The 26,128-nt window shown below is 57.3% G+C and carries 23 protein-coding genes; 16 read left to right on the forward strand and 7 right to left on the reverse strand.

What is annotated here, in order from left to right:
• The first annotated feature begins 5 nt into the window (after positions 1 to 5).
• On the forward strand, positions 6 to 1,172 hold the full coding sequence (locus NIZ92_RS03625) for a DUF1116 domain-containing protein (protein ID WP_254002714.1): 1,167 nt from the start codon (positions 6 to 8) through the stop codon (positions 1,170 to 1,172).
• A complete protein-coding gene (locus NIZ92_RS03630; RefSeq protein ID WP_254002715.1) occupies positions 1,153 to 2,463 on the forward strand; it encodes an amidase in 1,311 nt (436 codons plus the stop codon). Before NIZ92_RS03625 ends, NIZ92_RS03630 begins: the two co-directional genes overlap by 20 nt.
• A gap of 58 nt (positions 2,464 to 2,521) precedes the next feature.
• Here the strand turns inward: NIZ92_RS03630 and NIZ92_RS03635 are convergent, their stop codons facing one another.
• Both NIZ92_RS03635 and NIZ92_RS03640 read right to left on the reverse strand, forming a co-directional pair.
• Positions 2,522 to 2,956, reverse strand: a complete 435-nt coding sequence (locus tag NIZ92_RS03635; protein WP_035271159.1) for a hypothetical protein — start codon at positions 2,954 to 2,956, stop codon at positions 2,522 to 2,524.
• 245 nt (positions 2,957 to 3,201) lie between these two features.
• A complete protein-coding gene (locus NIZ92_RS03640; protein WP_022983431.1) occupies positions 3,202 to 4,581 on the reverse strand; it encodes an MFS transporter in 1,380 nt (459 codons plus the stop codon).
• Between the two features lie 306 nt (positions 4,582 to 4,887).
• On the opposite strand from NIZ92_RS03640, the gene NIZ92_RS03645 reads away from it, so the two are divergent.
• Together NIZ92_RS03645 and NIZ92_RS03650 are read left to right on the forward strand one after the other, a co-directional pair.
• The gene (locus tag NIZ92_RS03645) at positions 4,888 to 5,811 is read left to right on the forward strand and encodes a LysR family transcriptional regulator (protein ID WP_230940579.1); all 924 of its coding nucleotides are present in this window, start codon (positions 4,888 to 4,890) and stop codon (positions 5,809 to 5,811) included.
• Between the two features lie 94 nt (positions 5,812 to 5,905).
• Positions 5,906 to 6,322 carry a VOC family protein gene (locus NIZ92_RS03650; protein WP_254002716.1) on the forward strand — a complete coding sequence of 139 codons (417 nt, stop codon included), beginning with the start codon at positions 5,906 to 5,908 and terminating at the stop codon, positions 6,320 to 6,322.
• 124 nt (positions 6,323 to 6,446) lie between these two features.
• Here the strand turns inward: NIZ92_RS03650 and NIZ92_RS03655 are convergent, their stop codons facing one another.
• Positions 6,447 to 7,991, reverse strand: a complete 1,545-nt coding sequence (locus NIZ92_RS03655) for a UbiD family decarboxylase (protein WP_035271470.1) — start codon at positions 7,989 to 7,991, stop codon at positions 6,447 to 6,449.
• A gap of 96 nt (positions 7,992 to 8,087) precedes the next feature.
• Between NIZ92_RS03655 and NIZ92_RS03660 the strand changes: the two genes are divergently transcribed.
• Entirely contained in the window at positions 8,088 to 8,927 is an 840-nt protein-coding gene (locus tag NIZ92_RS03660; protein WP_254002717.1) for a lytic transglycosylase domain-containing protein, read from the forward strand.
• Positions 8,928 to 9,022: 95 nt separating this feature from the next.
• Here the strand turns inward: NIZ92_RS03660 and NIZ92_RS03665 are convergent, their stop codons facing one another.
• Positions 9,023 to 10,183 carry a pyridoxal phosphate-dependent aminotransferase gene (locus NIZ92_RS03665; RefSeq protein WP_088451084.1) on the reverse strand — a complete coding sequence of 387 codons (1,161 nt, stop codon included), beginning with the start codon at positions 10,181 to 10,183 and terminating at the stop codon, positions 9,023 to 9,025.
• 142 nt (positions 10,184 to 10,325) lie between these two features.
• Here NIZ92_RS03665 and NIZ92_RS03670 point away from each other — a divergent pair, with 142 nt between their 5' ends.
• From NIZ92_RS03670 to NIZ92_RS03685, 4 genes are all read left to right on the forward strand, one after another.
• Entirely contained in the window at positions 10,326 to 11,225 is a 900-nt protein-coding gene (locus tag NIZ92_RS03670; protein WP_254002718.1) for a hypothetical protein, read from the forward strand.
• 216 nt (positions 11,226 to 11,441) lie between these two features.
• Positions 11,442 to 13,736: an NADP-dependent malic enzyme gene (locus NIZ92_RS03675; RefSeq protein ID WP_115634224.1), complete on the forward strand. Its 2,295-nt coding sequence runs from the start codon at positions 11,442 to 11,444 to the stop codon at positions 13,734 to 13,736.
• A gap of 8 nt (positions 13,737 to 13,744) precedes the next feature.
• On the forward strand, positions 13,745 to 14,941 hold the full coding sequence (locus NIZ92_RS03680) for a patatin-like phospholipase family protein (protein WP_035271147.1): 1,197 nt from the start codon (positions 13,745 to 13,747) through the stop codon (positions 14,939 to 14,941).
• On the forward strand, positions 14,941 to 15,408 hold the full coding sequence (locus tag NIZ92_RS03685) for a barstar family protein (RefSeq protein WP_009455142.1): 468 nt from the start codon (positions 14,941 to 14,943) through the stop codon (positions 15,406 to 15,408). Before NIZ92_RS03680 ends, NIZ92_RS03685 begins: the two co-directional genes overlap by 1 nt.
• Positions 15,409 to 15,411: 3 nt before the next feature.
• Here NIZ92_RS03685 and NIZ92_RS03690 read toward each other — a convergent pair whose 3' ends face one another.
• Positions 15,412 to 16,140 (reverse strand): 16S rRNA (uracil(1498)-N(3))-methyltransferase, encoded by a 729-nt coding sequence (locus NIZ92_RS03690; protein WP_009455141.1) that lies wholly within the window; start codon positions 16,138 to 16,140, stop codon positions 15,412 to 15,414.
• A 194-nt stretch (positions 16,141 to 16,334) separates the two neighbouring features.
• Between NIZ92_RS03690 and tkt the strand changes: the two genes are divergently transcribed.
• The 3 genes from tkt to NIZ92_RS03705 all read left to right on the forward strand — a co-directional run bounded on the left by tkt (position 16,335) and on the right by NIZ92_RS03705 (position 20,659).
• On the forward strand, positions 16,335 to 18,380 hold the full coding sequence (tkt, locus tag NIZ92_RS03695; RefSeq protein ID WP_203145076.1) for a transketolase: 2,046 nt from the start codon (positions 16,335 to 16,337) through the stop codon (positions 18,378 to 18,380).
• Positions 18,381 to 18,392: 12 nt separating this feature from the next.
• The gene (gene gap, locus NIZ92_RS03700) at positions 18,393 to 19,406 is read left to right on the forward strand and encodes a type I glyceraldehyde-3-phosphate dehydrogenase (RefSeq protein ID WP_009455139.1); all 1,014 of its coding nucleotides are present in this window, start codon (positions 18,393 to 18,395) and stop codon (positions 19,404 to 19,406) included.
• Positions 19,407 to 19,468: 62 nt separating this feature from the next.
• Positions 19,469 to 20,659, forward strand: a complete 1,191-nt coding sequence (locus NIZ92_RS03705; RefSeq protein WP_063688601.1) for a phosphoglycerate kinase — start codon at positions 19,469 to 19,471, stop codon at positions 20,657 to 20,659.
• A gap of 64 nt (positions 20,660 to 20,723) precedes the next feature.
• On the opposite strand, the gene NIZ92_RS03710 is transcribed toward NIZ92_RS03705, so the two are convergent.
• Together NIZ92_RS03710 and NIZ92_RS03715 are read right to left on the reverse strand one after the other, a co-directional pair.
• Positions 20,724 to 20,996: a type II toxin-antitoxin system HicB family antitoxin gene (locus NIZ92_RS03710; protein WP_367881688.1), complete on the reverse strand. Its 273-nt coding sequence runs from the start codon at positions 20,994 to 20,996 to the stop codon at positions 20,724 to 20,726.
• Positions 20,986 to 21,828 (reverse strand): NAD-dependent epimerase/dehydratase family protein, encoded by an 843-nt coding sequence (locus NIZ92_RS03715; RefSeq protein WP_238441691.1) that lies wholly within the window; start codon positions 21,826 to 21,828, stop codon positions 20,986 to 20,988. Before NIZ92_RS03715 ends, NIZ92_RS03710 begins: the two co-directional genes overlap by 11 nt.
• A 75-nt stretch (positions 21,829 to 21,903) precedes the next feature.
• Between NIZ92_RS03715 and NIZ92_RS03720 the strand changes: the two genes are divergently transcribed.
• From NIZ92_RS03720 to fba, 4 genes are all read left to right on the forward strand, one after another.
• Positions 21,904 to 23,346 (forward strand): aldehyde dehydrogenase family protein, encoded by a 1,443-nt coding sequence (locus NIZ92_RS03720; protein WP_254002719.1) that lies wholly within the window; start codon positions 21,904 to 21,906, stop codon positions 23,344 to 23,346.
• A gap of 136 nt (positions 23,347 to 23,482) precedes the next feature.
• Positions 23,483 to 24,241 (forward strand): SDR family oxidoreductase, encoded by a 759-nt coding sequence (locus NIZ92_RS03725; protein ID WP_009455130.1) that lies wholly within the window; start codon positions 23,483 to 23,485, stop codon positions 24,239 to 24,241.
• An 80-nt stretch (positions 24,242 to 24,321) separates the two neighbouring features.
• Positions 24,322 to 24,951 (forward strand): molybdopterin adenylyltransferase, encoded by a 630-nt coding sequence (mog, locus tag NIZ92_RS03730; protein ID WP_052159344.1) that lies wholly within the window; start codon positions 24,322 to 24,324, stop codon positions 24,949 to 24,951.
• A gap of 81 nt (positions 24,952 to 25,032) precedes the next feature.
• Positions 25,033 to 26,097 (forward strand): class II fructose-bisphosphate aldolase, encoded by a 1,065-nt coding sequence (gene fba, locus NIZ92_RS03735; protein WP_009455128.1) that lies wholly within the window; start codon positions 25,033 to 25,035, stop codon positions 26,095 to 26,097.
• The last annotated feature ends 31 nt before the right edge of the window (positions 26,098 to 26,128 follow it).

Here is a 26,128-nt window from a genome sequence, read left to right on the forward strand (position 1 = left end):
ACGATATGGCTCAGCATGTAGAGACGCAGGCCGTGATGCCAGCCTGGACAGGGGTCCGGCCTCTGCAATCCATTTTGCCCTCGCAAGGCCGCCTGGTCCTGCATGCCGGGCCACCGTTTCGGGATGCACAGGAGTTGCCTGCCGCAATCCGAAATTCGGCTTTGATCGGCATTCTGTATGAGGGCTGGGCAGCTAGCAAACAAGAGGCGCAAGCCTTGCTGGACGCAGGGGGCGTGCAACTGGCGCCCGCGCAGGATTACGGCGTGGTGGTGCCATTGGCCGGAGTGGTCACGCCGTCCATGTATTTGATTGAGGTCAGCGACAGCAATCGGCCCGACTACAAGAAATACTCGGTGCTGAATGAAGGCATGCAATGGTGTACCCGCCTGGGTATTTTTGCCGATGAAATGGTGCCGCATCTGCGTTGGCTGCATCAGGATTTGGGTGTGCGGCTGGCTGCACAGTTTCAGGGACCGGTAGATCTGGCTCCCATTGTTCAGGCCTCCTTGTTGAATGGTGATGACGGTCATGCTCGTACAATGCATGGCTCCCGGCAGTTGGCCGACATTATTGTCTCCTGGGGTATTAATGACAACGCCAGCCAAAGCTTTCTATATGGTGCGATGGCCTGGGCCTTGAATTACTGGATGGCCGCCAGTGCCTTGATTCTGGCAAATCAGGCTTCTGCTGATGGCGCGGATGCCATCGTTAAAGTTGGCGGTAATGGCTTGCGCTTTGGTTTGCAATTGGCTAGCTCCAAAACTTGGCTGGTTACGGACGCTCCTCTTATTGCTGGCAATAAAGAGCCTGGCAATGAGCAAGCAAACGCGCTGGGTGCCTTGGGTGATAGTGCCGTGGTGGATTTTGTGGGGCTGGGGGGACAGTGTCTGGATCTGGCCGGGATTACTGCCAAGAATCTGCACGCCTTTCTGCCCTCGGACTACCTGACGCGTCAAAGCCAGTTTCTGAAAACCCGCTTGCCCTTTCTGGCCGGGCGCAATGGTATTAGCGATTTTGCGCAAGTGATTGCCAACAATACCGGCCCGTTGGTGCTGCTGGGCATGATTGACGGTGCCGGAGAACGTGGCCGTGTTGGTGGTGGGGTGGCGACGGTGGATGCCTCTTTATTGCAAGCTCTCAAGGAGTGGCAGCATGAAACGACAGTGGTTTAAGCTGCCTTTGCATCAATTGCTGCATGCTCTGCATACGGGCGAAGCCAGTCTGCCGGAGATCGTGGCCTCCTTTTATGAGCGCATTGCCATACGCGATGACAAGATTGGTGCCTGGCAGTATCTGATTGATCAGGACGACTATCTGGCCGAGTACGAAAGCCGCAGTGATTTTTACAAGGCCTCGCCCTTGATGGGCCTGCCCTTTGCGGTCAAGGACGTGATTGATACGGCGGGTATTCCCACCACAATGGGCTCGGCCATTCACCAGGATCGGATTCCGGATATGGATGCTTCCTGCGTGACCGCGATGAAAGCGGCAGGCGGCATTTTGATGGGCAAGACGGTCACAACCGAGTTTGCTTACTTTCAGGCTGGCAAGACGAATAACCCGCATGATGTCGAACGCACACCCGGCGGCTCCTCCAGCGGCTCTGCTGCTGCCGTGGCTGATTTCATGGTGCCGGTAGCCTTCGGCACACAGACGGCGGCATCGGTCATACGGCCCGCATCCTACTGCGGCTGCATTGGCTATGTAGGCAGCAAGAACGAGTTTTCCTTGCGCAATATTCAGCCGCTGGCTCAGTCTCTGGACTCCCTGGGCATACTCAGCAACGATGTGCTCGACACGCTCTTGCTGCGCAATATCCTGCTGCACAAACCCTTGAGTTTGAGCACGCCGGGAGCGCAGGCGGCTTGTGTGTTTGGTGTTTTTTCCGGGCAGGCATTGGGCGACGTTCAGGACAAGATGCTGGAGACCTTGCAGGCGTGCCAGCAGGATTTGTCGGAACAGGGGCATACGCTGGTGGATTTTCCCTTGCAGGACGCCGTTGTTGAATTGACGGCCTTGCATGCTCAGATCATGGCTTATGAAGTGGCCCGGAATCTGGTGTACGAGCAACAGCAGCATGAAACCTTGAGCGCCCATATGCAGTCCTTGATGAGCACGGGTCTGGCTTTTCCCTACAAGGAGTACATCGCTGCCTTGCAAAGAGCGGACACGCTCAAACAGGCAATGCTGCAGTGGTTTGCAGATAGTGGGGCGGATTTCATTCTGGCACCTGCGGCAGCCGGTGTTGCGCCTTATAAAACCGAAGGAACAGGGGCACCTTTCATGAGTCGTGCCTGGCAGTTGCTGGGTTTGCCGGTGGTGTCCCTGCCTTTGGGGTATTTCCAGAAGTTGCCTATGGGTTTGCAGTTGATTGGAAAGCCGCACCAGGATGATGTTTTGCTTTTACAGGCGCGTCAGTTGCAGCAGCGCTTTTTAAACAGCAGCTCAGTTCTGGCGGTGTAGTTTTCTTTTTTCTTTTAAGCGTCCTGTTTTTACAGGACGTTTTTTTTGGGCTGCGTTTTTATAGTTTGGGCAGCAGGTACTTTTCAAAGAGCCATTTCAAACCATACAAGGCCCCGAAAATAATCGCGGCAATGGCCAGAAAATCTGCGCTGAAAACGCTTTGCTGTTTATGGGACAGCTCCATATAAACGTGCTCGTCAGCGGGACGGGCATAGGTCATGGGAATGGAGGTCTTGGGTAAAGTGGCCTGCAAGACGACATAGCTGCCATCGTCAGCCGCTTGCATCAGCAGCTCGTCCACCTGCGTGGGAGCCAGACCGTCGTGATGTCCTGGCTTGCACAACTGCCGGGTTCCCTGAGCCCAGTTGTCATTACTCTCGGGGCAGGAGGCCTGGATGCGGTAGCCATTGCTGAATTGAACCGTCAGCCACCCTTGGGCATGCGAGGCGGCGTCGCTGCTTACGGTTACGTCGGTAAGGCTGATGGTGGTCATGGTGCAAATCCCTTGGGCAGTGCAAGCGCATTCTTCAGTCTGCTTAAGGCAGGAGGTGAGTCTATATTTGACGCGGGCTATAGAAGGCTATTCTATAGAAGCCGGTATGGGAATACTGTTTCTGTATGGGCAGAATCAGCTTTATGTGAATTGCTTTTAATGTAAATCAATGCTCTTTTTCCATAAAAAACAGCCCTGTAAAACAGGGCTGTTGATTGCGGAAAACCAGCGGGAATAAAGAAGGCTTAACTGGCGCCTGCCTTGCCCATGCTGACGGCCGGTTTGGCATCATGAGCCGGCTCGGTGTGGTAGCGGCGCAAAGGCTTGTTGGCGGTTTCGGGCATCAGCACAGTCACCCAGAAAAAGCACAGAACCGCGACCACCGTGACGTAAAACGCGGGAGCCAGATAGCTGCCTGTTTGCGCCGTCAGCCAGATAGCCAGGTAAGGTGCGGTGCCACCAAAAATTGCGAAGGTGATGTTGTAGCACATGCTCGAAGCGGTATAGCGCATGTCGGTCGGGAACATCTCCGAGAGCAGGGTGACGGCCACCACGCTGGCTGCCACCTGACCAATACCGATAATCAGCATGCCGAAAATGGCAGCCTCCAACGAAGCTCCCTTGCTGACGATCATATAGGCCGGAATGGTGAACAGCGCATGCCAGACAGCGGCAAATTGCATCATGCGACGGCGGCCCACCCGGTCCGAGATCACACCGGCAAGCGGGGTCAGGGCGGTGACAAACAGCAGGGCAACCATGTTCGCAGTCAGGGACTGTACGGAGGACAAGCCAATGACCGTGCGCAGGAAGGTGTTCATGTAGGTGGAGAAAATGTAGAAGGACAGGGCGTACAGCACGATAAAGCCGCCCAGCTTCACAATATTGGAACCCTCTGCCTTGAACACCTGGGACGCGCTGTAGCTGAGCTGGCCTTTTTTCTCCGCACGCATTTGCTGGAACTCGGGCGACTCGGCCAGATGATCCCGAATGAAGAAGGCCACAATGCCCATGGGAACGGCCAGCAGGAAGATGGTGCGCCAGCCCCAATCGCCCATGGCCTCGGTACCGACAATCGCGGCCAGACCGGCGCTGATCCCTGCTGCCAGTGCAAACGCAAAGTATGTAGCACCGGACATGGCCCAGGCGTAGGAGTTGCGTTTGTTCATGGGGCTGTGTTCAACGGTGTAGATGGTGGCGCCCGTATATTCGCCACCGGCCGACAGCCCCTGAATACAGCGGATGATAATCAGCAGAACCGGAGCCCAGATGCCAATGCTTTCATAGGTTGGAATCAGACCAATGGCGGCGGTGGACCCGGACATCAGCAAGACAGTCAGGGCCAGAATCTTCTTGCGGCCAATGCGGTCGCCCAGCCTGCCAAAGTAGATGCCGCCCAGGGGGCGAACAATAAAGGACACCAGAAATACGGCAAAGGTGGCCAGCAGGCCCGCCATCTTGTCTTCCGAGGGGAAGAAGTTTTGTGCGATGTAGACGGCCATATAGCCGAACAAGGCAAAGTCAAACCATTCAACGATCGTACCGGCCGCTGAACCCATCATTACTTTCTTGATGTGACCCGTATCGGTATGTTCCGATTCGGCCACGGTGCTTTCCCTTTGCATACTTATGTCTCCTCAAGTATTGGGACTATCTGTTTTTTGAAATCAAACCCTGTGGGGGTAGCTGGTTTTTTTATTATTTCTACGTGTCTATCTTTTCTTGGTATTGGTTGAAAGCTCGGCTAGAGCATCGGCTGCAACAGGATGAGTTCCTCCTTTCCGTGGGGCTGGGCATCCGGTCCTGGCATGCTTGCAAAGCGCCATCCAGTGCGTGCTAGATAAGCTAATCCTCTGCAAATTGCTTGTCCATTCACTATTCGCGCACTATTATTGATCGCGATGTTATTAATCTAAAATATGAGCGAAACCATGATTCCCGCACGCCTGGATTTGCATCATCTGCGCGCCTTTAAAACGGTAGCCGAACAGTTGCATTTCAAGAAGGCGGCGGAGTTGCTGCACATCACGCAACCGGGCCTGACGCGCATCATCAAAAAGCTGGAAGATGATTTGCAGGTGGACTTGTTTGAACGCAGCACTCGCCAGGTCAAGCTGACAGCGGCAGGCTTTTTGCTGCTGCAGGAAATCGAACAGGTTTTTGTGCATCTGGAGCGCGGTATCGAGCTGGCTCAGAAAGCCAAGTTTGGCGATATCGGACACCTGATCATTGCCTATAACGACTATGCGGTGCAGGACGTGCTGCCCAGAACGCTGGAGCACTTCAAGCAGCAGTATTCGAACATCACAACCGATTTGTTATATATGCCCACGCAGCAGCAAATACAGGGCTTGCAGCAGGGCAGTCTGGACCTGGGCTTTGGCTTTGCTTTCTCTGATGACCCCGAGGAACTGGGCGTGCTGTGGAAGCCGGTATGTCGTGATGATCCCATCGTTCTTTTGCAGAGCGATCATCCTTTGGCAAAAGAAAAATCCATCCCCTTGGTGGAACTGGCCAATGAGCGCTTTGTGGTGGGTAGCAAGACGCATTGGCAGGTCTGGCGGCGCTATTTCTATTCCCTGTGTCGACATGCCGGTTTCCATCCCAATTCCGTACAGGAAGCCAGCACCATTACCGGCATCATGAGCATGGTGGCGGCCAATATCGGCATTGCCGTTTTGTCGCAGTCCTTGCGCAAGTACGTGCACCGTGATCTAGTGGCGATTGATCTGGACTTGTCGGGCCAGCATCCGCAGTCCTTCATCAACATCATGTGGCAGGAAAGCAATGCCAATCCCTGCGTGCCTTTATTCATCCAGACCATCTCGTCGGAGTTGATGGCAGCCAGTGCGTAAGGCTTGAGTATTTCTCATGGACCCTTGATGAGCGGTCATGATGCAAGGAGGGCGGTTTTGCTACATTGCAATTTTCAACCCTCTGCCCCTTGCTATGAGCACTTCCCAAATACAGTTTGGCCTTGATCATGTCATGTTGCGTGTCCTGGATCTGGAGCGGTCCCTGGCGTTCTACCGCGATATTCTGGGTATGCATGTGGTGCGCCACACAGACTATGAGTCCGGCCGCTTTACCAATGTGTTTCTCAGCTTTGACCAGAGCACACAGTCCAGTCTGGAGCTGACCTGGAACTGGGATCAAAAAGAGCCGTATGAGAAGGGTGGGGCTTTTGGTCATCTGGCTTTGATGGTCCAGGACGTGCATCAGGCGGTGCGTTATCTGGAGGAGCAGGACGTCAGGATCAAGACGCCACCTAAACAGATGAATCACGGTAAACGCACTATTGCCTTTGTGTTTGACCCGGATGAGTATCTGATTGAACTGGTGGAGCCTTTGGCCTTGCCGACCTGATGCTGGCCTCGGGCGTAGCGTTGACTGGCCCGCATTCAAGAGCAGAATAAAACAAAGACCATGCACCGTTGCGGTGATGGTCTTTGTTTATTTTTGGATACGCCGTATGAGGGTGCGTTCTGGCTTACAGCCCCAGAGAACTCCACATATCGTCCACTTTCTTCTTGGTGGACTCATCCATCTGGATAGGCGTACCCCATTCGCGCTGGGTTTCTCCGGGCCATTTATTGGTGGCATCCATACCCATCTTGCCGCCCAGTCCTGAGACCGGCGAGGCAAAGTCCAGATAGTCGATAGGCGTGTTTTCCACCAGCACGGTATCGCGCACCGGGTCCATACGGGTAGTCATAGCCCAGATCACTTCTTTCCAGTCGCGCGTGTTCACATCCTCGTCCACCACCACGATGAACTTGGTGTACATGAACTGGCGCAAGATGCTCCAGACACCAAACATCACGCGCTTGGCGTGGCCTGCGTATTGCTTGCGAATCGACACCACGGCCAGGCGGTAGCTGCAGCCTTCGGGTGGCAGGTAGAAGTCCACAATTTCAGGCAACTGTTTACGCAACAGGGGCACAAAGACTTCGTTCAGCGCGACGCCCAGAACGGCAGGCTCATCCGGTGGTTTGCCAGTGTAGGTGCTGTGGTAAATCGGGTTGCGGCGCATGGTGATGCGCTCGACAGTAAAGACCGGGAACCAGTCTTGCTCGTTGTAGTAGCCGGTGTGGTCGCCGTACGGACCTTCCAGTGCCATTTCGTAGCTGCTGTCTGCGGGTGGCTTCATGCCTTCAGGCACCTCGGGTGCCAGGGCATCCGGGTGATTGCTGGGCAGGATATGGCCTTCCAGCACAATCTCGGCCCAGGCGGGAACAGACAAGTCGCTACCCAGGGCTTTGGCCACTTCGGTGCGCGAGCCGCGCAGCAAACCGGCAAACTGGTATTCGGACAGACTATCGGGCACGGGGGTGACCGCACCCAGAATGGTGGCGGGGTCGGTGCCCAGGGCAACGGCAATCGGGAAGGGCTTGCCGGGGTTGGTCAGTGCATGATCGCGGAAGTCCAAGGCACCGCCACGGTGGGACAACCAGCGCATGATGAGCTTGTTACGGCCAATCAGCTGCTGACGGTAAATACCCAGGTTCTGACGCTTGGCATGAGGGCCTTTGGTAATCACCAAGCCCCAGGTCAGCAAGGGGGCCACGTCGCCGGGCCAGCACAGTTGCAAGGGGATCTGGTTCAGGTCCACATCCTTGCCTTCCAGCACCACTTCCTGACACGCGGGAGAGCGGACATTCTTGGGGCTCATATCCCACAGGGCGGACTTGAGCATGGACACTTTGGACAGTGCATCACGCATCCCGGTGGGGGCTTGCGGCTCTTTCAGATTGGCCAGCAGCTCGCCAGTGTCGCGTAATGCCGACACATCCTGTGCACCCATGCCCCAGGCGACGCGTTGCGGCGTGCCGAACAAATTGGCCAGGACAGGCATGGCGGCTTTGGAGCCTTGATGCTGGGCGTTTTCAAACAAAAGCGCCGGTCCACCGGCACGCAGTACCCGGTCACTGATTTCAGTCATTTCCAGCGAGGTGGAAACTGGCTGCGTAATCCGCTTCAGATCGCCCTTGGCTTCCAGCTGGGCAATAAAGTCTCTCAAGTCACGGTATTTCACAGAAGAACGGGGCTCCGCTTGCAGATATTTTTGGTTAAGACCTTGAACAGGTTCTAAGGTTAACATCGGGCAGTTAGCAATACTAAGGATGATCCCATGGGCTTCCAAGATATGGACTATGTACTTAGTCGCTCGGCCCGCACCCTGACGTATCGCATCGGTGAGTTTGTGCACGTGTGTGCCATGTACCTGGGCATTGCCGTACTGGTGACGATTGCAGCCTGTGTGGTTGTGCCGTCGATGCGCGCTCAGTTTAACCAGCTTTATACCGGTCTCGTGCAAACCCTGCGCCCCGAGGCGGTGAAATACGATGCGTACAGCCAGGCGGTCTGGCCAGCGGACAAGACACAGCCCAACCTGTCCGAAGAGGGCGAGGACTTGAGCCAGACAGAACAGCAGCAAGCTGTCTCTACTTATCAGGGCTTTATGAAGAACCTGCGTGCTTCGGTCACCGGGCAGCCCATTGCGGGCGTCACGGCGGCTCAGCAGCAGGCCTTGCGCAGCTATTTGGCGCGCAAGTACAAGATTGCCTATTCGGTGGCGGGGGCCTTGATCCACACCGCTTTTATTGTGGGCAAGGAAAAGAGTCTGGACCCCCAACTGATTCTGGCGGTGATCGCCATTGAGTCACGCTACAACCCCTATGCGGAAAGTCATGTAGGTGCGCAGGGCCTGATGCAGGTGATGACCAAAGTCCATAAAGAGAAGTTCGATATCTATATGGAAGGGACGTTGGCCGTGCTGAGCCCCGAGGCAAATATTCGGGTGGGTGCGCAGATTCTGTCGGACTGTATTCGCCGCCGAGGGTCTATTGAAGGTGGCCTGGCCTGTTATGTAGGAGCCACTGGCCCTAGCGATGGCGGCTACGGTGCGAAGGTGCTGGCTGAACGCCGCCGTATCGCTTTGGCCTCGGGCATTCCGGTTCGGGCACGCTAAGCTGGTTTGAATAGAAAAAGAAATCGGGCCTTGCGGCCCGAAATACTTTACTGGAGTCGGGCTGCATTGCCCGGCAGACTGAAACGATGCCGGGTTTAGCGGCCCAGAAATTGTCCCAGACGACTGATCGCTTCCTGCAAGCGGTCCATGCCAGTGGCGTAGGACAGGCGCAAGGTGTAGGGCGCGTGGGCCGTACCGAAGTCCCGACCCGGCACAGCGGCCACTCCGGCCTCGTGCAGCAGTTGCTGCGAGAAGGCATCGCTGTCCTGACTGTACTCACGAATATCCGTATAAATATAGAAAGCGCCATCCGGGCGCACGGGTACGCGCAGGCCCAGACGCTCCAGCTCGGGCAGCAGATAATCACGACGCTGCTTGAAGGCCAGCCGACGCTCTTCATAAATCGCCATGGTTTCAGGCTCGAAGCAGGCCAGGGCGGCATGTTGGGCCAGGGAGGGAGCGCAAATTGCCAGACTGGCAGCCATGCGCTCGCAGGCTTCTGTCATCCAGGTGGGCAGGATCAACCAGCCCAGACGCCAGCCCGTCATGTGGAAGTACTTGGAAAAGCTATTGATAACAATAATGTCCTGATCCAGGGTCAGGGCGCTGAGCGGCGCTTCTTCATAAAACAGACCCAGATAGATCTCGTCCATGATGATGAAGCCGTCACGGGCGCGCACTTCCTTGATCAGTTCTTGCAGGGCAGGGCGGGAAATCGTTGCGCCAGTGGGATTGTTGGGCGACGCAATCAGAACGCCGCGGGTCTTGGGACCCCAGTGCTCGCGAATATGCTGGGCACTTAGCTGAAAGCGCTCCTCCGCCGAGGCCGGGATCAGGCGGGCCGTACCACCGGCTGCCATGATGAAGTTCTGGTTGGCCGGGTAGGACGGATCGGGCATCAGCACTTCGTCACCAGGATTGATTAGAGCCAGTGTAGCCAGAGACAGGGCACCGGATGCGCCGGCCGTGACCACAATACGCGAGGGGTCGACACGGGCCTGGAACTGCTGCTCGTAATACAGGGCGATGCGTTCACGTAAAGCCGTCAGACCGGCAGGGGCGGTGTACTGACTCAAGCCTTGATTACTGGCCTGATGCAGCGCATCGACCACGGCTTGCGGGGCGGTGAAGTCCGGTTCGCCTATGCCCAGGCTGATAATGTCGCGGCCCGTGGCCTTCAGGGCATTAGCCTGTTTGAAGAGTTCAACAGCATGAAAAGGAAGAACATGTTCGGTACGACTGGCGAGGCGGGACATACGGCAAATCTCGGGTAAAAAGTGTATTGTAGGACCTTGCTCAAAAGGGCGTCAGGTGGCTGTGGCATGTGCGTGTGCCCTGTAGGGGTACAAACCGTCGGGCCAGTGAGACTCAAGTTTAGGTTTGTTGCAGGAAAAGTCTATGGTTTCTTCGTCGCGGCGTGCATTTTTGATGGGGCGTCGTCCTCCCCAAACAGCGTGGCAGACATTTTGTTCACGTTTGAAAGCTCGGGTTCAAGGTGAGTGGTCAGAACTCAGTGCGGAACCGGATCACGAGCAGGCTCGTCTGGAGCCTGCCTCCAGCGCGGATGTCCATATGGTGTTGACGCTGGCCGCCGAGTACGGTGTGACGGTGTGTCTGGAAGGTGTGCCGCAGGCCAGTGAAACCGATGGTCCCTTGATTGTTCTGGCTCCGGGCCGACAGATGGCCCGCTGCGATCGTCTGGAGCCCAACTCCAATCGCTGGTTTGTTCAGCCTGGCTGTCTGCTGGGTGAAATGGAAGCCAAAGGTTTTCAAGGACTGGCCAATGCGCCTGCCGGGATGACCGTGGCCGCCTGGCTGGCGGATCGACGCCAGCATGACTGGCCTAGCGGTCGCACCGCTTTGTCGGGCGTGTTGCACTGCTCGGTCATTCTGGCTGACAACACGCAGGCAGCCTTGGGTCCCTTTGGTCAGGAAAACCGCAACCCGCTTGATAGCCTGCGCATGCAGCAATTGATTCCGGCCCTGTTTCAATTGATGGGTGAGTCCGAAACGCAGGCCTTGAGACAAGAGCAATGGCCTTGCCGCTATAGGCTGGATGCGCTGGAGCCGGTTGAGGGCGAGGGCATCAATCTGGCTCATCTGATGCTGGGCCACGGCGGTGATTTGGCCTGGGTGGAATGGCTGGTGCTGGATGATGCCGTTTTAAGCGGCTCGGACCCGCAAGATTGGTCCTGGCCGAATCAGGAGCAGCCCTGGCAAGCTCAGGATGTGGATAGCCGCATCAAAGCTCTGTTTGATCCAGCGGACCGATTTTCCTATCCGGGCCAAACGCTATAAGTTTGTCCTGGCCTGTGCTTGACCCATGTTGTAACTCAAGGGCTAGAATGGTCCTTGCTTTGGCCTTGAGGGCCAGGCAAGGTGACTGGGGTTTCGGAGACAAGAACAGCATTCAGCGTATCAAGCCACGCGCTTGTTTGAATTCACGCTGACAGGCAATGGCAGCGCTCTGGCGATCCCGGTCCGTTTTGAATGGATTTTTGGGTAGGTATAAGCATGGACGCCAATTTTCGGAAAGCAGCCCTGGAATATCACGAGCAGGGCAGACCCGGAAAGTTATCGGTCACGCCGACCAAGCAACTCTCCAACCAGCGCGATTTGGCACTGGCCTATTCGCCTGGGGTTGCGGCCGCTTGCGAGGAGATCGTCAACGACCCGCAAAATGCCTTTCGCTACACCGGTCGGGGCAATCTGGTTGGGGTGATTTCCAACGGCACCGCTGTGTTGGGCCTGGGCAATATTGGCGCGCTGGCTTCCAAGCCGGTCATGGAAGGCAAGGCCGTGCTGTTCAAGAGTTTTGCGGGTCTGGATGTCTTTGATATCGAGATCAATGAAACCGACCCAGACAAGCTGGTGGACATTATTGCGGGTCTGGAGCCGACCTTTGGCGGCATCAATCTGGAAGACATCAAAGCACCCGAGTGTTTCGAGGTGGAGCGCAAGCTGCGCCAACGCATGAGCATTCCTGTTTTCCACGACGACCAGCATGGCACCGCCATTTGTGTGACGGCCGCCTTTCTGAATGGCCTGAGCGTGGTGGAAAAAGACATCAAGCAGGTCAAGGTGGTGACTTCGGGGGCCGGTGCGGCCGCGCTGGCTTGCCTGGACTTGATGATTGATATGGGGCTGCCGCTGGAAAATGTCTGGGTTACGGATATTGATGGCGTGCTGTATGAAGGTCGTCCCGGCAATCCCGTACCCGAGCTGGCCCGCTTTGCCAAGCAGACCGACGCCCGCAGCCTGAGTGATGTGATTGAGGGGGCCGATGTGTTTCTGGGCTTGTCCGCCGGTGGCGTGCTCAAGCCCGAGATGTTGAAGAAAATGGCTCCCCGGCCCCTGATTCTGGCCTTGGCCAATCCCAATCCCGAGATCCTGCCTGAAGATGCCCACGCTGTGCGTGACGATGTAGTCATGGCAACCGGCCGTTCGGATTACCCGAACCAGGTCAATAATGTGCTGTGCTTCCCTTATATTTTCCGTGGTGCGCTGGATGTGGGAGCCACCACGATCACGCGCGGCATGGAAAAAGCCGCTGTGCTGGCTATTTGTCAGCTGGCGCGTGAAGAGCAGGATGAAGGCGTAGCCGCTGCTTATGGTCTGGAAGAGGTTTCTTTTGGCCCATCCTTCTTTATTCCCCGTCCGTTCGATTCACGCCTGATCGTGCGCATTGCGCCTGCCGTTGCCAAGGCGGCGATGGACGAGGGCGTGGCGACGCGTCCGATAGCGGATTTGAAAAGCTATATTTATCAGCTGCGTCAGTTCGTCTACAAGTCCGGCTCCTTCATGAAGCCCATCTATTCGCTGGCCCGTGGCCTGGTGCAGGACGGCGCCAAGTCCCGTGTGGTTTTTACCGAGGGTGAGGACGAGCGTGTATTGCGCGCCGTGCAGATTATTGTGGATGAAGGTTTGGCCAGCCCGATTCTGGTGGGGCGTCCGGCTGTCCTGCAGCAACGTATTGAACGCTATGGCCTGCGCCTGCGTTTGGGCATTGATGTGGAAGTGACCAACCCCGAACAGGATGATCGTTTCCACCGTTACTGGACCAGCTATTGGGAAATCATGTCTCGTCGCGGTATCAGTAAAGAGATGGCGCGTGTGGAAATGCGTCGTCGCCCAACCTTGATCGGTGCCATGATGCTGCACCTGGGTGATGCTGATGGCATGATCTGTGGCACGGTGGGCCGTTACGAGAACCATCTGGAGCTGGTCGATCAGGTGATTGGCAAGGCACCCGGCGTGGAAACGTATGCGGCCATGAATATTCTGCTGCTTAGCGAGCGTACCGTGGCCTTGACGGACACGCACGTGAACCACGATCCCGATTCGGATCAGGTAGCCGAGATCACCTTGGCGGCAGCTCGCAAGATGCGTCAGTTCAATATCGAACCCAAGGTGGCCTTGCTGTCCAGCTCCAACTTCGGCACCAATGATTCGCCTGCCGCCGTCACCATGCGGGGTGCGCTGGAGCGTGTGCGCAAGCTGGACCCCAGTCTGGAGGTGGACGGGGAAATGCACGGCGATTGCGCGCTGGATGAAAAGGCCCGCCATCAAATCCTGCCCACCTCGGCCCTGACTGGCGAGGCGAACTTGCTGGTGTGCCCGAACGTGGAGGCAGGCAATATTGCCTACAACCTGCTCAAGACGGCTGCCGGTGGTAACGTGGCAATCGGCCCCTTCCTGTTGGGGGCACGAGCACCGGTTCACATCATGACGTCCACTTCTTCGGTGCGCCGTATCGTCAATATGACGGCGGTCACGGTAGTGGATGCCAACGTCGCTACTGAAGGCTGATACCGATCATGATCCAGCGCTCTCCCGCTCCTGTGGCATTGGTCCTGAATGGGGGCGGGGCGCGCGGTGCGTATCAGGCCGGGGTGCTGGCCGGTTTGCTGGAGCTGCTGGACCCTGATCGCAACCCTCAGTTTCGCAATCCCTTCGATATTATTTGTGGCTCTTCGGCAGGCTCCATCAACGCTGCCGGATTGGCGTGCCGCGCCGACAGGCCTCATGAGGCTGTAGACCATATACAACAGCTGTGGGGCTCGTTGCGCACCAACGATATTTTTCATGCTGACCCTTTGCAGTTGCTGGCGACCAGTGTGCACTGGGTGGCCACGCTGGCCTTGGGCTGGCTGGCGCCGCGTCTGCGTGACCATGTGCCGCACTCCATGCTGGATAATTCGCCCCTGCGCGACCTGCTGGAAGAGAGCCTGGACTTCGACCGTTTGCAGCGCAATCTGGCCCAGCAGCATGTGGGCGCGCTGGCGATTACAGCAGCGGCCTATACCACTGGTGAGCACCTGACTTTCTATCAGTCTGACGAGCGTATTCGCCCCTGGACGCGCAATCTGCGTCGTGCCATCCCCGGTGTCATCGGGGTGGACCACCTGATGGCTTCCAGCGCCATCCCCTTCATGTTTCCGGCTCAGTCTCTGCAAGTGGGCAAGCAAACCCAGTGGTGCGGGGACGGGACGATGCGTCAGTTGGCACCCATCAGTCCGGCCATTCATCTGGGAGCGCACAAGGTGCTGATTGTGGGTACCGGATACGCCGACAACACCTATCACGAACAGGAATCCAAGGATCCGCCATACCCCTCTTTGGCGCAGATCAGTGGCTATGCTTTATCCAACATATTCCTCGATAGTGTGTCAACGGATATTGAGCGTATGGAACGCATCAATACATTGCTTGCCTATATGCCTGCAAATGTATTACAAAGCCAATCGCTGCGTCCTGTCAGCACGTTTGCCATCACCCCCAGCCGCTCGCTGGATGAAATTGCCACTCGGCATATTCATCAGATGCCAACTGCTGCACGTACCCTATTTCGAGTACTTGGTGTATCTTCAAAGTCCGGTCCGACCACAGGCGGTGCATTAATTTCATATTTGTTATTCGAGTCCGGCTACACCCAAGAGCTGATCGAGTTAGGAAAGACCGATACCATGAGTCGTCGTGAAGAAGTGTTAGCGTTTTTTAAGGAAGCGTCCTGATGAGCCAATCCCTGACTTTGCAAGAAGCTTTGCAACAAGGCGGTGTGCTCGACGCAACGGGCCTGACGGCTGCTGATTTTCTGGAGCAGGCACAGGACCAGGGGCTTACCGCCCTGGAAGTAAGTTGCGATCGTGCGCGCAATCGTTCCGCTGTGCTGCGAGCAGTCGCCAAGGCTGTCGATTACCCTGAATTTTTTGGTGGCAATCTGGATGCGCTCTACGATTGCCTGTGTGACACCGTGCTAGATCAGAAAGCAGGCCTGGCCCTGTGGCTGGACAATCTGCACAGTGGTGATCCTGCATTGGAAAAAGACGCCCAGGCTATTTTGGGTGTGTGTGAAGATGTGCATGCCTGGGCCTCGAATAACGAGCGCCGTTTTGTATGTGTCGTTCTGCACGCTGGCAAGCATCCTGACCCTGAACCGGGTGAGACCCCTGCTTCCTACTCCAGCCAGGACGAAGAATAAGCCTTATTCCCAGCCTTGCAAGGCGCTGATCGCTGCTGTCAGCGCCAAGGCGGCGGTTTCGGTTCGCAGCACGCGGTGCCCGAAACGAATCGCCTGAGCCTGGGCTCCCAGTGCCACCTTCTGCTCTTCGGGCGACCACCCGCCTTCGGGGCCAATCAAGATAGTCATGGCCTGATCTTGCGGTCCAATGGCCTGCGCCAATTGCTGGGGCGCATCGGGATCACAGAACAGATGCAGGCCAGTTTCCGCCTCGCGGAAATATTCGGCCAATGTCAGCGGCGCTGACAGTTCCATCAAGCGGTTGCGACCACACTGCTCGCTGGCCGACTCAATCACTCTTTGCCAATGGCCCATACGCTTGGCCTGTCGCTCCGCGTTCAGTTGCAGCACGCTACGTTGCGCGCGAATCGGCACAAAGCGGCTGACGCCCATTTCCACGGCTTTTTCAATAATCCAGTCCATCTTGTCGCTGGAGGCAATGCCTTGCAGCACCGTTATGCGACCGGCCAGCTCGCGGACAGGTGTTTGGGCATCGCCCAGGCTGGCAAAGCCCTTTTTGCCATCAATGCGCAAGGTGGCGGGATACTGGGTTCCGCGCCCGTCAAACAGGACAATGTCCTGACCGTCCTTCAAACGCAGCACCCGGATAGCGTGATGCGCCAGAGCCTCGGGCAGGGCGATCTCGGTCTGGGCCGTCAAGTCCAGGGGGTGGTAGAAACGGGGAGCTGCCATATCAAGACACCATCAAGCATAAAAAACCGCACAAGCATACCGTACCCAGGCTTCGGGGAGAAAGCGCAAGGCCCCAGCTCAAGTGGGGGCGATTTAGCGCCAGCAATGCTAAAATAGCGCGTTTTATAAACTAATCAGGGCCGTGAGCCGTCCGCCTGTCGGAATTGTCGCGCCGCCGCCCCAATGAGCTTCTAATGGATATTGCGTCAGCCTCTGATAAAACCCTAGCCAATGCCATCCGTGCCTTGTCTATGGATGCCGTGCAACAAGCTAATTCGGGCCACCCCGGTGCGCCCATGGGCATGGCCGATATCGCCCAGGTTCTCTGGACCCGGCACCTGAAACACAACCCTGCCGACCCTGCCTGGTTTGATCGCGACCGTTTTGTGTTGTCAAACGGCCACGGTTCCATGCTGATCTACGCTTTGTTGCACCTTAGTGGCTACGACCTGCCCATGGACGAGCTGCGCAACTTCCGTCAGATGCATTCACGCACTCCCGGCCACCCTGAAGTGGGTATTACCGCGGGCGTGGAAACCACCACAGGTCCTTTGGGCCAGGGTTTGGGCAATGCTGTTGGCTTCGCATTGGCTGAAGCCTTGTTGGCGCGCGAGTTCAACCGCGAAGGCCACGATGTGGTCGACCACCTGACCTGGGTTTTCGCTGGCGACGGCTGTTTGATGGAAGGTATCTCGCACGAGGCTTGCTCCTTGGCCGGTACCTGGAAACTGTCCAAGCTGGTCGTGATGTACGACGATAACGGCATCTCCATCGACGGTAAGGTCGAGAACTGGTTTGGTGACGATACGCCCGCCCGTTTTGAAAGCTACGGCTGGAACGTGATACGCGCGGTTGATGGCCACGATGCCGCTTCGATCAATAGCGCGATTGAACAGGCTCGCCGCAATGCGAAAGAGGGCACGGGTCCTACCCTGATTTGCTGCCGTACCGTGATCGGCAAGGGTGCTCCTAACGCCGCCGGTTCCGAGAAGGTTCACGGTGCCCCACTGGGCGCTGATGAAATTGCCGCCACCCGTGCAGCACTGGACTGGAACCACGGACCGTTTGAAATTCCTCAGGAAGTCTACCAAGGTTGGGATTGCCGCGAAAAAGGCGGCGCCCAGCAAGCAGAATGGCAAAAGCGCTTTGACGCCTACAGCCAGGCTTATCCTGAACTGGCCGCCGAACTGGCTCGTCGTCTGAAAGGCGAGCTGCCTGCCGACTACAGCGCCAAAGTACAGGCCTTTATTGAAGAAACCGCCCAGAAAGCCGAAACCATTGCATCGCGTAAAGCGTCGCAATTGGCCATCAGCGCCTTGGTCAATGTGCTGCCAGAAATGCTGGGTGGCTCGGCTGACCTGACCGGCTCGAACTTCACCGACTGGAAGGGTGCCGAAGCGGTTCGCGCCCACGCCGACGGTGTGCATTTTGGCCGCCACATCAACTACGGTGTGCGTGAATTCGGTATGGCCGCCATCATGAATGGTCTGGCTCTGCACGGTGGTTACCTGCCTTTTGGCGGTACCTTCCTGACTTTCTCCGACTACTCGCGCAACGCCATCCGTATGGCTGCCTTGATGAAGCAGCGTGTTGTGCACGTGTTTACCCACGACTCCATCGGTCTGGGCGAAGACGGTCCGACACACCAGTCCATCGAGCACGCCAACAGCCTGCGTTTGATCCCCAACCTGCACGTCTGGCGTCCTTGCGACACCACGGAAACGGCGGTGGCCTGGGCTTGCTCGGTCGAGCGTCCTACCAGCATCGGTATGGACGTACAGGACGGTGGTCCTAGTGCCTTGCTCTTGTCGCGCCAGAATCTGCCTTTCGTCGAGCGCGATGCGCAAACCATCCAGAACATTCGTCGTGGTGGCTACGTGCTGCGTGACGCGCAAGATGCGCGCGCCATCATTATGGCAACCGGCTCGGAAGTGGGTTTGGCGCTGCAAGCACAGGAGCAACTGGCTCAGCAAGGTATTGCGACCCGTGTGGTGTCCATGCCTTGTACCAACCTGTTCGACGCGCAGGACAAGCAGTGGCGTGACCAGGTCCTGACACCAGGCATCCCGCGTGTTGCGGTTGAAGCCGGTACCACAGGTCTGTGGTTCAAGTACGTGGGCCTGGAAGGCGCCGTGGTGGGTATTGATACCTACGGCGAATCCGCCCCGGCTGGCGTCCTGTTCAAGCATTTTGGTCTGACAGCAGAGAAGGTCGCTGCGGCCGTTCAAGAAATTTTGTAATTGGAGTCTGACATGACGATTCGCGTCGCAATCAATGGTTATGGTCGTATCGGCCGCATGATCTTGCGTGCCCACTACGAGTACGGCAAAAAACACGATATCGAGATCGTGGCCATCAACGCCTCGGGCGGTGCCGAGATCAACGAACACCTGACTCGCTATGACTCCGTGCATGGCCGTTTCAACGCTGATGTGTCGCTGGATGGCGATCATCTGGTGGTCAACGGCGACCGTATCCGCCTGCTGAGCCAGCGTGATGCGCTGACCCTGCCTTGGGCTGAGCTGGGTGTGGACGTGGTGCTGGAATGTACCGGCGCTTTCACCACCAAGGAAAAGGCCGGTGAGCACATTCAAGCCGGTGCCAAGAAAGTCATCATCTCGGCCCCCGGTGGCAAGGATGTGGACGCCACTATCGTGTACGGCGTGAACCACGACATTCTGAAGAGCACCGATACCGTTATCTCCAACGCATCGTGCACCACCAACTGTTTGGCTCCCCTGGTTGCTCCTTTGCACAAGGAACTGGGTGTGGTCAGCGGTCTGATGACCACCATCCACGCTTACACCAACGACCAGGTTCTGACCGACGTGCGTCACAAGGACATGCGCCGTGCCCGTTCGGCCACCAGCAGCATGATCCCCACCAAGACCGGCGCAGCGGCTGCCGTGGGTCTGGTGCTGCCAGAACTGAATGGCAAGCTGGACGGTTACGCCGTGCGCGTTCCCACCATCAACGTGTCCATGGTTGACCTGACTTTCGTGGCCAGCCGCAACACCAGCGTTGAAGAAGTGAACGGTATTCTGAAAGCCGCCTCGGAAGGCGCCATGAAGGGCATTCTGGACTACTGCACCGAACCTCTGGTTTCCATCGACTTCAACCACACCACCGCTTCCAGCACGGTTGATTCCCTGCTGACCAAAGTGACTGGCGGCAATATGGTCAAAGTGGCTGCCTGGTACGACAACGAATGGGCCTTCTCCATTCGCATGCTCGACAGCACCATCGCACTGATGTCGGCCAAGTAAGATCTGAATAGCAGGGGCGGGATTTCCCGCCCCTGTCACGTTAATTCCCAGAACAAAAAATCATGTCTACAAGCATCAAGACCTTGTCTGCGTTGGCCGAAACGGACGCGCTGCGAGGCAAGCGGGTATTTATCCGCTCTGATCTGAATGTCCCCCTGCAAGACGGACGTATTACCGAAGATACGCGCGTGCGTGCCTCGGTGCCTGCCATTCGCATGGCGCTGGATGCCGGCGCTGCGGTGATGGTCACGTCTCACCTGGGTCGCCCTAAAGAAGGCGAGTGCCAGCCTGTGGATTCGCTGGAGCCCGTGGTGCAACGTTTGTCCGAGTTGCTGGGCATGCCCGTTGAGCTGCGTCGCAATTGGCTGGATGGCGTGCAAGTGTCGCCCGGTCAGGTGGTCTTGCTGGAGAACTGCCGCTGCAACGTGGGGGAAAAGAAGAACGATCCCGAGTTGGCTCGCAAAATGGCAGCCTTGTGTGACGTTTACGTAAACGACGCCTTCGGTACGGCTCACCGTGCTGAAGCGACTACCGAAGGTATCGCCCGCTTTGCTCCCGTGGCTTGTGCCGGTCCTTTGCTGGAAGCCGAGTTGAAGGCCTTGGGCCGTGCCCTGAACCAGCCTGCCCGTCCTCTGGTCGCGATTGTGGGTGGTGCCAAGGTGTCCACCAAACTGTCCATCCTGCGCGCTTTGGCTGAAAAGGTTGACCAACTGGTGGTCGGTGGCGGCATTGCCAATACCTTCATGATGGCTAGTGGCCTGTCCGTGGGCAAATCCCTGGTGGAAGAAAGCCAGTTGGAAGAAGCCCGTGAAGTGATCCGCATCATGAAAGAGCGCGGTGCCGAGGTGCCTATCCCTGTGGATGTGGTGTGCGCCAAGTCCTTTGCCGCTGATGCAGCGGCTGAAATCAAGGCTGCTGATCAGGTTCAGGACGATGACATGATTCTGGACGTGGGCCCGCAAACGGCTCAGCAGATCGCTGACATCATCGCCAAGGCTGGCACCGTGGTCTGGAACGGCCCTCTGGGCGTGTTCGAGTTCCCGGCTTTCGCACAAGGCACCGAAACCCTGTCGCGTGCGATTGCAGGCTCCAAGGCCTTCTCGATTGCGGGCGGTGGCGACACCCTGGCAGCGATTGCCCAGTTCAATATTGGTGACGATGTGGACTACATCTCCACCGGCGGCGGCGCATTCCTGGAATTCCTGGAAGGCAAGCGTTTGCCAGCTGTGGCTGCGTTGGAAGACAAGGCTTAAGCCAGTCTTTGCTTCGTAAGAAAAAGCCAGTCAACGAACGTTGGCTGGCTTTTTTGTTTTCTGCCTACTTGGATAGGCCAATATCGACCATCATCCAACACCCCTCTTTATAGTCCTCATGTTCAAACCAGTCTTCAGGTGTGGTCGGTGAGGGGAGGGGGGAGCTATCACCGAAGCAGTGTGCCTTAACCGCTTCTTGGGCAACCCGAGCAAGATTCTGTAATTCATCAGCTGCTGCAAAACAGCCTGGGAAGTCGGGGAAGCGCGCGCCATAGGCGCTATGTTCATCCTTGTGCACGTGGAGTGGATAGAGCATGGACTGCGCTTCACGCCCCATCTTTAATCAACTGAGCATACCCTTGCATCGCATCCGGCCAATCCAACTGAAAGCCGCTGTCCAGCAGTCGCTGGTTGCTCAGACGTTTGCCACCTTCATTGGATTGGCGTCGTTCTGGGTGGGCCACTTCCAGTAGATCCGCCAGTCCGTCATACAGTTCGGTAATTCGATAAGGGCGGCTATCCGTACCTATGTAGCAAGGGAAGGGCGCGGGAGTGCGCAGCAGGTGCCAGCAGGCGCGCGCGGCGTCTTCAATATGCAGGCGGTTGGCCCAGTGCTCCGGGTCGTCCGGCACGGTGGCACGGCCTTCACGCAGGCGGTCCAGCAATTGGGTACGCCCTGGCCCGTACAGGCCGCTGGGGCGGATGACGACGGCTTGGGCCGGGATGCGGTGGTGCAGCAGTTGCTCGGCCTCCAGCAGTACCTTGCCATTAAATTGCGTGGGTTCGGTGGGCGAGTTCTCGTCCACCCATTCAGTGCTCGGCCCGTAGACGGCGCTGGACGATACAAAGACAAAGCGTTTCAGGGCTTTCAGGTCCAGCTCGTTGAGCAGGTTTTCCAGACCGTGCAGAAATACCCGCTCATAAGCAGCCTGGCTACGCTGGTCGGGAGAGACGGCGTAAAGTACGTGGGTGATTTTACGGTGCTTCAGGCGCAGGGAGGTGGGCTCGCTCAGATCAGCTTCCACCCATTCGATCCCGCTGTGATCGTCCAGGGGAACATGACGGCGCAGGCCGATCACCGGCCATTCGTGATGGCGGGCCAGCATCCCGGTGCGGGTGCCCAGATCGCCAGCGCCCGCTAAGAGCAAAGTACGTTGTCGAGAGTCCAAAGCAGCAGGTCCTTGAGTAGAATGATCTCGAGCAAAGCTCGATCGGCTGAGATAACAATAGCATTGGAGGCGGTCATGGAGTGTCGCAATTGGATTGACGGACAGCAACTTGGCGCGGAGGGCGGTGGTTTGCTACCGGTTATCGACCCCTCCACAGGCGAGACCTTCGCCCGCTTGGCGCAATCGTCCGAGGTGGATATTGATTGGGCCGTACAGGCCGCCCGACGTGCCAGCCAGGGGCCGTGGAGCCGTCTGACGGCCGCCCAACGCAGCCAGTTATTGTTGCGTTGCGCTCGAACTCTGTCTGATGCCCGAGAGGAGCTGGCGCGGCTGGAATCTCGCGATACCGGCAAGCCTTTGCGTCAGGCCCAGTCCGATGCTGCTGCCATTGTCCGCTATTTTGAGTTCTATGCGGGCGCGGTGGACAAGCTGCATGGTCAAACTATCCCGCTGGGCTGGGAGATGACGGCGTTCACCTTGCGTGAACCCTTGGGCGTTACCGCGCACATCATCCCCTGGAATTACCCCTTGCAGATCTTCGGGCGCAGCGTAGCCGCGTCCCTGGCTGCGGGTAATACCTGCGTGGTGAAACCGGCAGAGGATGCCAGCCTGTCCTTGCTGCGCGTGGCCGAGTTGTTGCACGAAGCGGGTTTGCCAGCGGGAGTGCTGAATATCTGCACGGGGCTGGGTAGTGAAGCCGGGCAGGCTCTGTCTGCTCATCCGGATATCAATCACATTTCCTTTACTGGCTCTCCCGGCACAGGCCGTCAGGTGGCCTTGCAAGCTGCGCAGAATTTTGTGCCGGTCACCTTGGAGCTGGGCGGCAAGTCTCCACAAATCGTGTTCTCGGATGCGGATCTGGATGCCGCTTTGCCGGTCGTGGTCAATGCGATTGTGCAGAACGCAGGGCAGACCTGCTCGGCAGGGAGTCGAGTGCTGATTCAGCGCGCTATTTATGGCGACTTTACCGAGCGTCTGGCCGAAGCCTTCAAGGCGCTGCTGACCGGGGCGGCCAGCGACAATCTGGATTGCGGTCCCCTGATCAGCGCGCAGCAGCAAGCGCGGGTGCGTTCCTATCTGGAAAATCTGGACCAGGACGGCATTGTGGTGCTGGCGCAAGGCAAGCTGGACTCCAAGGCCCCCGCAGGCGGCTTTTACCAAGTGCCTGTTTTATTGGGCCATGTGCCTGTTGAACATCGTCTGGCGCAGGAGGAAATCTTCGGTCCTGTTCTGGTGGCCCAGCCCTTCGGTACAGAGGAAGAAGCCATCGCCATGGCCAATGGCACGCCTTACAGTCTGGTGGCCGGGGTCTGGACCCGCGACGGGGCTCGTCAAGTGCGTATTGCCCGGCAACTGCGAGCCGGGCAGGTCTTCGTGAATAATTACGGTGCGGCAGGTGGGGTGGAACTGCCTTTTGGTGGAACCGGCCAGTCCGGCATAGGCCGCGAGAAGGGCTTTGAAGCCTTGTACGCCCTGACTTCCCTGAAGACGGTTGCGCTACGTCATGCGGCCAGCTGATCGTAGGGGTATTTAGGGGTAAGCGCGGCTGTGGAGGTTCGGGTTTTCTGGCAGCATGGCAGCTGAACGCTAAACAGGTTTCACCAATGGCGGCGCAAAGCCGCCATTTCTATATAAAAAGCAGAAGGAGACAAACATGCGATTGCAAGACAAAGTGGCTATCGTGACGGGCGGTGCATCGGGTTTTGGCCTGGGCATTGCACAGCGCTTTGCACGCGAAGGAGCGCGTGTACTGATTGCCGACCTGAATGCAGAGCAAGGGCAGGCCGCAGCGGCCCAGATTCAGGCACAGGGTGGTCAGGCCATTTTTGCCGCTTGCGATGTCTCGCAAGGGGACGAAGTTCATGCCCTGTTGGATATTGCCCTGCGCGAATGCGGTGGGCTGCATATTGTGGTGAACAATGCGGGCACCACGCATCGCAATAAACCGTTGCTGGAGGTCAGCGAAAGCGAGTTCGATCTGGTCTATGCCGTCAACGTGAAAAGCATTTACTGGACCGCCAAACACTTTGTGCCGTATCTGCGCGCCCAGGGCTCGGGCTCTTTCATCAATATTGCGTCTACCGCCGCCTTGCGTCCACGCCCCGGACTGGTCTGGTACAACGGCACCAAGGGCGCGGTGGTAACGATCAGCAAGGGTATGGCGGCCGAGTTGGGGCCGGATAATATCCGGGTGAACTGCATTAATCCGGTGATTGGTGACACGGCGTTGCTGGAACAGTTCATGGGCATGCCCGATACGCCGGAAAACCGCAGCCGTTTCTTGGCGGGAATTCCGCTGGGACGTTTTTGCACACCCAAGGACGTGGCAGCGGCAGCGCTGTATCTGGCCTCGGACGAGGCCGAGTTCATTACAGGCACTTGCATCGAAGTAGACGGCGGCCGTTGTATTTAAGCCCCACTGCGATTCGTTACAATCGTGCTATTGGCAGGCCCGTTCAGGGCCTGTAGTTTATTTCGCTTCCAAGGAAAAGCATGACATTCAATCGACAGTCTCCCCGCGAGCATCCGGATCAATTGCGTATCGGCTTGGTGTCGGTTTCAGATCGCGCCTCCAGCGGACAGTACCAGGATCAAGGCATACCGGCGCTGCGCAGCTGGCTGGACTCCGCCTTGACGGTAGCGCCTGCCTATCTGGAACGGCTGATTCCCGACGAGCGTGCCCAGATTACCGACACCCTGGTCGACTTGGTGGAAGCGGGTTGCGACCTGATTTTGACTACCGGCGGCACTGGTCCGGCGCGTCGCGACGTGACGCCGGAGGCCACTCTGGACGCTGGAACGCGCGAAATGCCCGGTTTCGGTGAACAGATGCGTCAAATCAGTTTAAAATTCGTACCAACAGCGATTTTGTCGCGGCAAGTTGCGGTCATCCGAGAAATTCAGGACCACGCTGCTCTGATTATCAATCTGCCTGGGCAGCCCAAAGCCATTCAGGAAACTCTGGAAGGATTACGGGATTCAGAAACCGGACAAGTATTGGTGCCGGGTATTTTTGCAGCAGTCCCGTATTGCATCGACCTGATTGGTGGACCTTACGCACAAACTCACGAGCATGTGGTCAATGCGTTCCGCCCCAAGTCGGCGCGTCGGACCGCCAGTTAATACGCTTACAAACGATCGGCTGTGCACGGAACCGTGCCCGGCCAAGTTTTTCAATTATTTTAGTCTTCAGGAGGTCTTCTCATGGCCCTAGTTTCCATGCGCCAGCTGCTCGATCACGCGGCCGAGCACGGTTATGGTATTCCAGCGTTCAACGTCAATAACCTGGAGCAGGTCCAGGCCATTATGGAAGCCGCCTCGGAGACGGATAGCCCCGTCATCATGCAGGCATCGGCTGGCGCCCGTAAATACGCAGGCGAAGCGTTTCTGCGTCACCTGATCGAAGCCGCTGTCGAGTCCTACCCCAACATCCCTGTGGTGATGCATCAGGACCACGGCCAGTCCCCCGAGATTTGCAAAGGCGCCATCGAACTGGGTTTCTCCAGCGTGATGATGGACGGCTCCTTGCTGCCCGACGGCAAGACCATTGCCGATTTTGAATACAACGTGGAAGTTACCCGCAAAGTGGTCGAAATGGCTCACAAGCTGGGCGTGACCGTTGAAGGCGAACTGGGCTGCCTGGGTTCCCTGGAAACCATGCAGGGCGACAAGGAAGACGGTCACGGTGCTGACGGCGTTCTGACTCTGGACCAGTTGTTGACCGACCCCGAGCAGGCCGCTGAGTTTGTGACACGCACTCAACTGGACGCACTGGCCATCGCCATCGGTACCAGCCACGGTGCTTACAAGTTCACCCGCAAGCCTACCGGCGACATTTTGTCCATCGAGCGCGTGAAAGAAATTCACCGTCGTTTGCCCAATACTCACCTGGTCATGCACGGCAGCTCCAGCGTGCCTCAGGAACTGCTGGCTGAAATCCGCCAGTTCGGTGGCAACATGAAAGAAACCTACGGCGTGCCTGTGGAAGAAATTCAGGAAGCCATCAAGTACGGTGTGCGCAAGGTCAATATCGACACCGATATCCGTTTGGCCATGACCGCTGCCATCCGTCGTTTCCTGTTCGAAAACCCGGAGAAATTCGACCCACGCGAATATCTGAAACCTGCTCGCGAAGCCGCCAAGAAAGTGTGCGTGGCCCGCTACCAGCAGTTCGGCGCCGCCGGTCAGGCCTCCAAGATCAAGGCCATTCCTTTGCAGGAAATCGCCCGCCAGTACAGCACCGGCGAGTTGTCCCAGATCGTTCAGTAATTTTGTCAGGCGGAGCAGGAGTGGGCAGCAC

The sequence above is a fragment of the Alcaligenes sp. 1735tsa3 genome, from assembly GCF_024134565.1.
Classification (GTDB): domain Bacteria; phylum Pseudomonadota; class Gammaproteobacteria; order Burkholderiales; family Burkholderiaceae_B; genus Alcaligenes; species Alcaligenes phenolicus.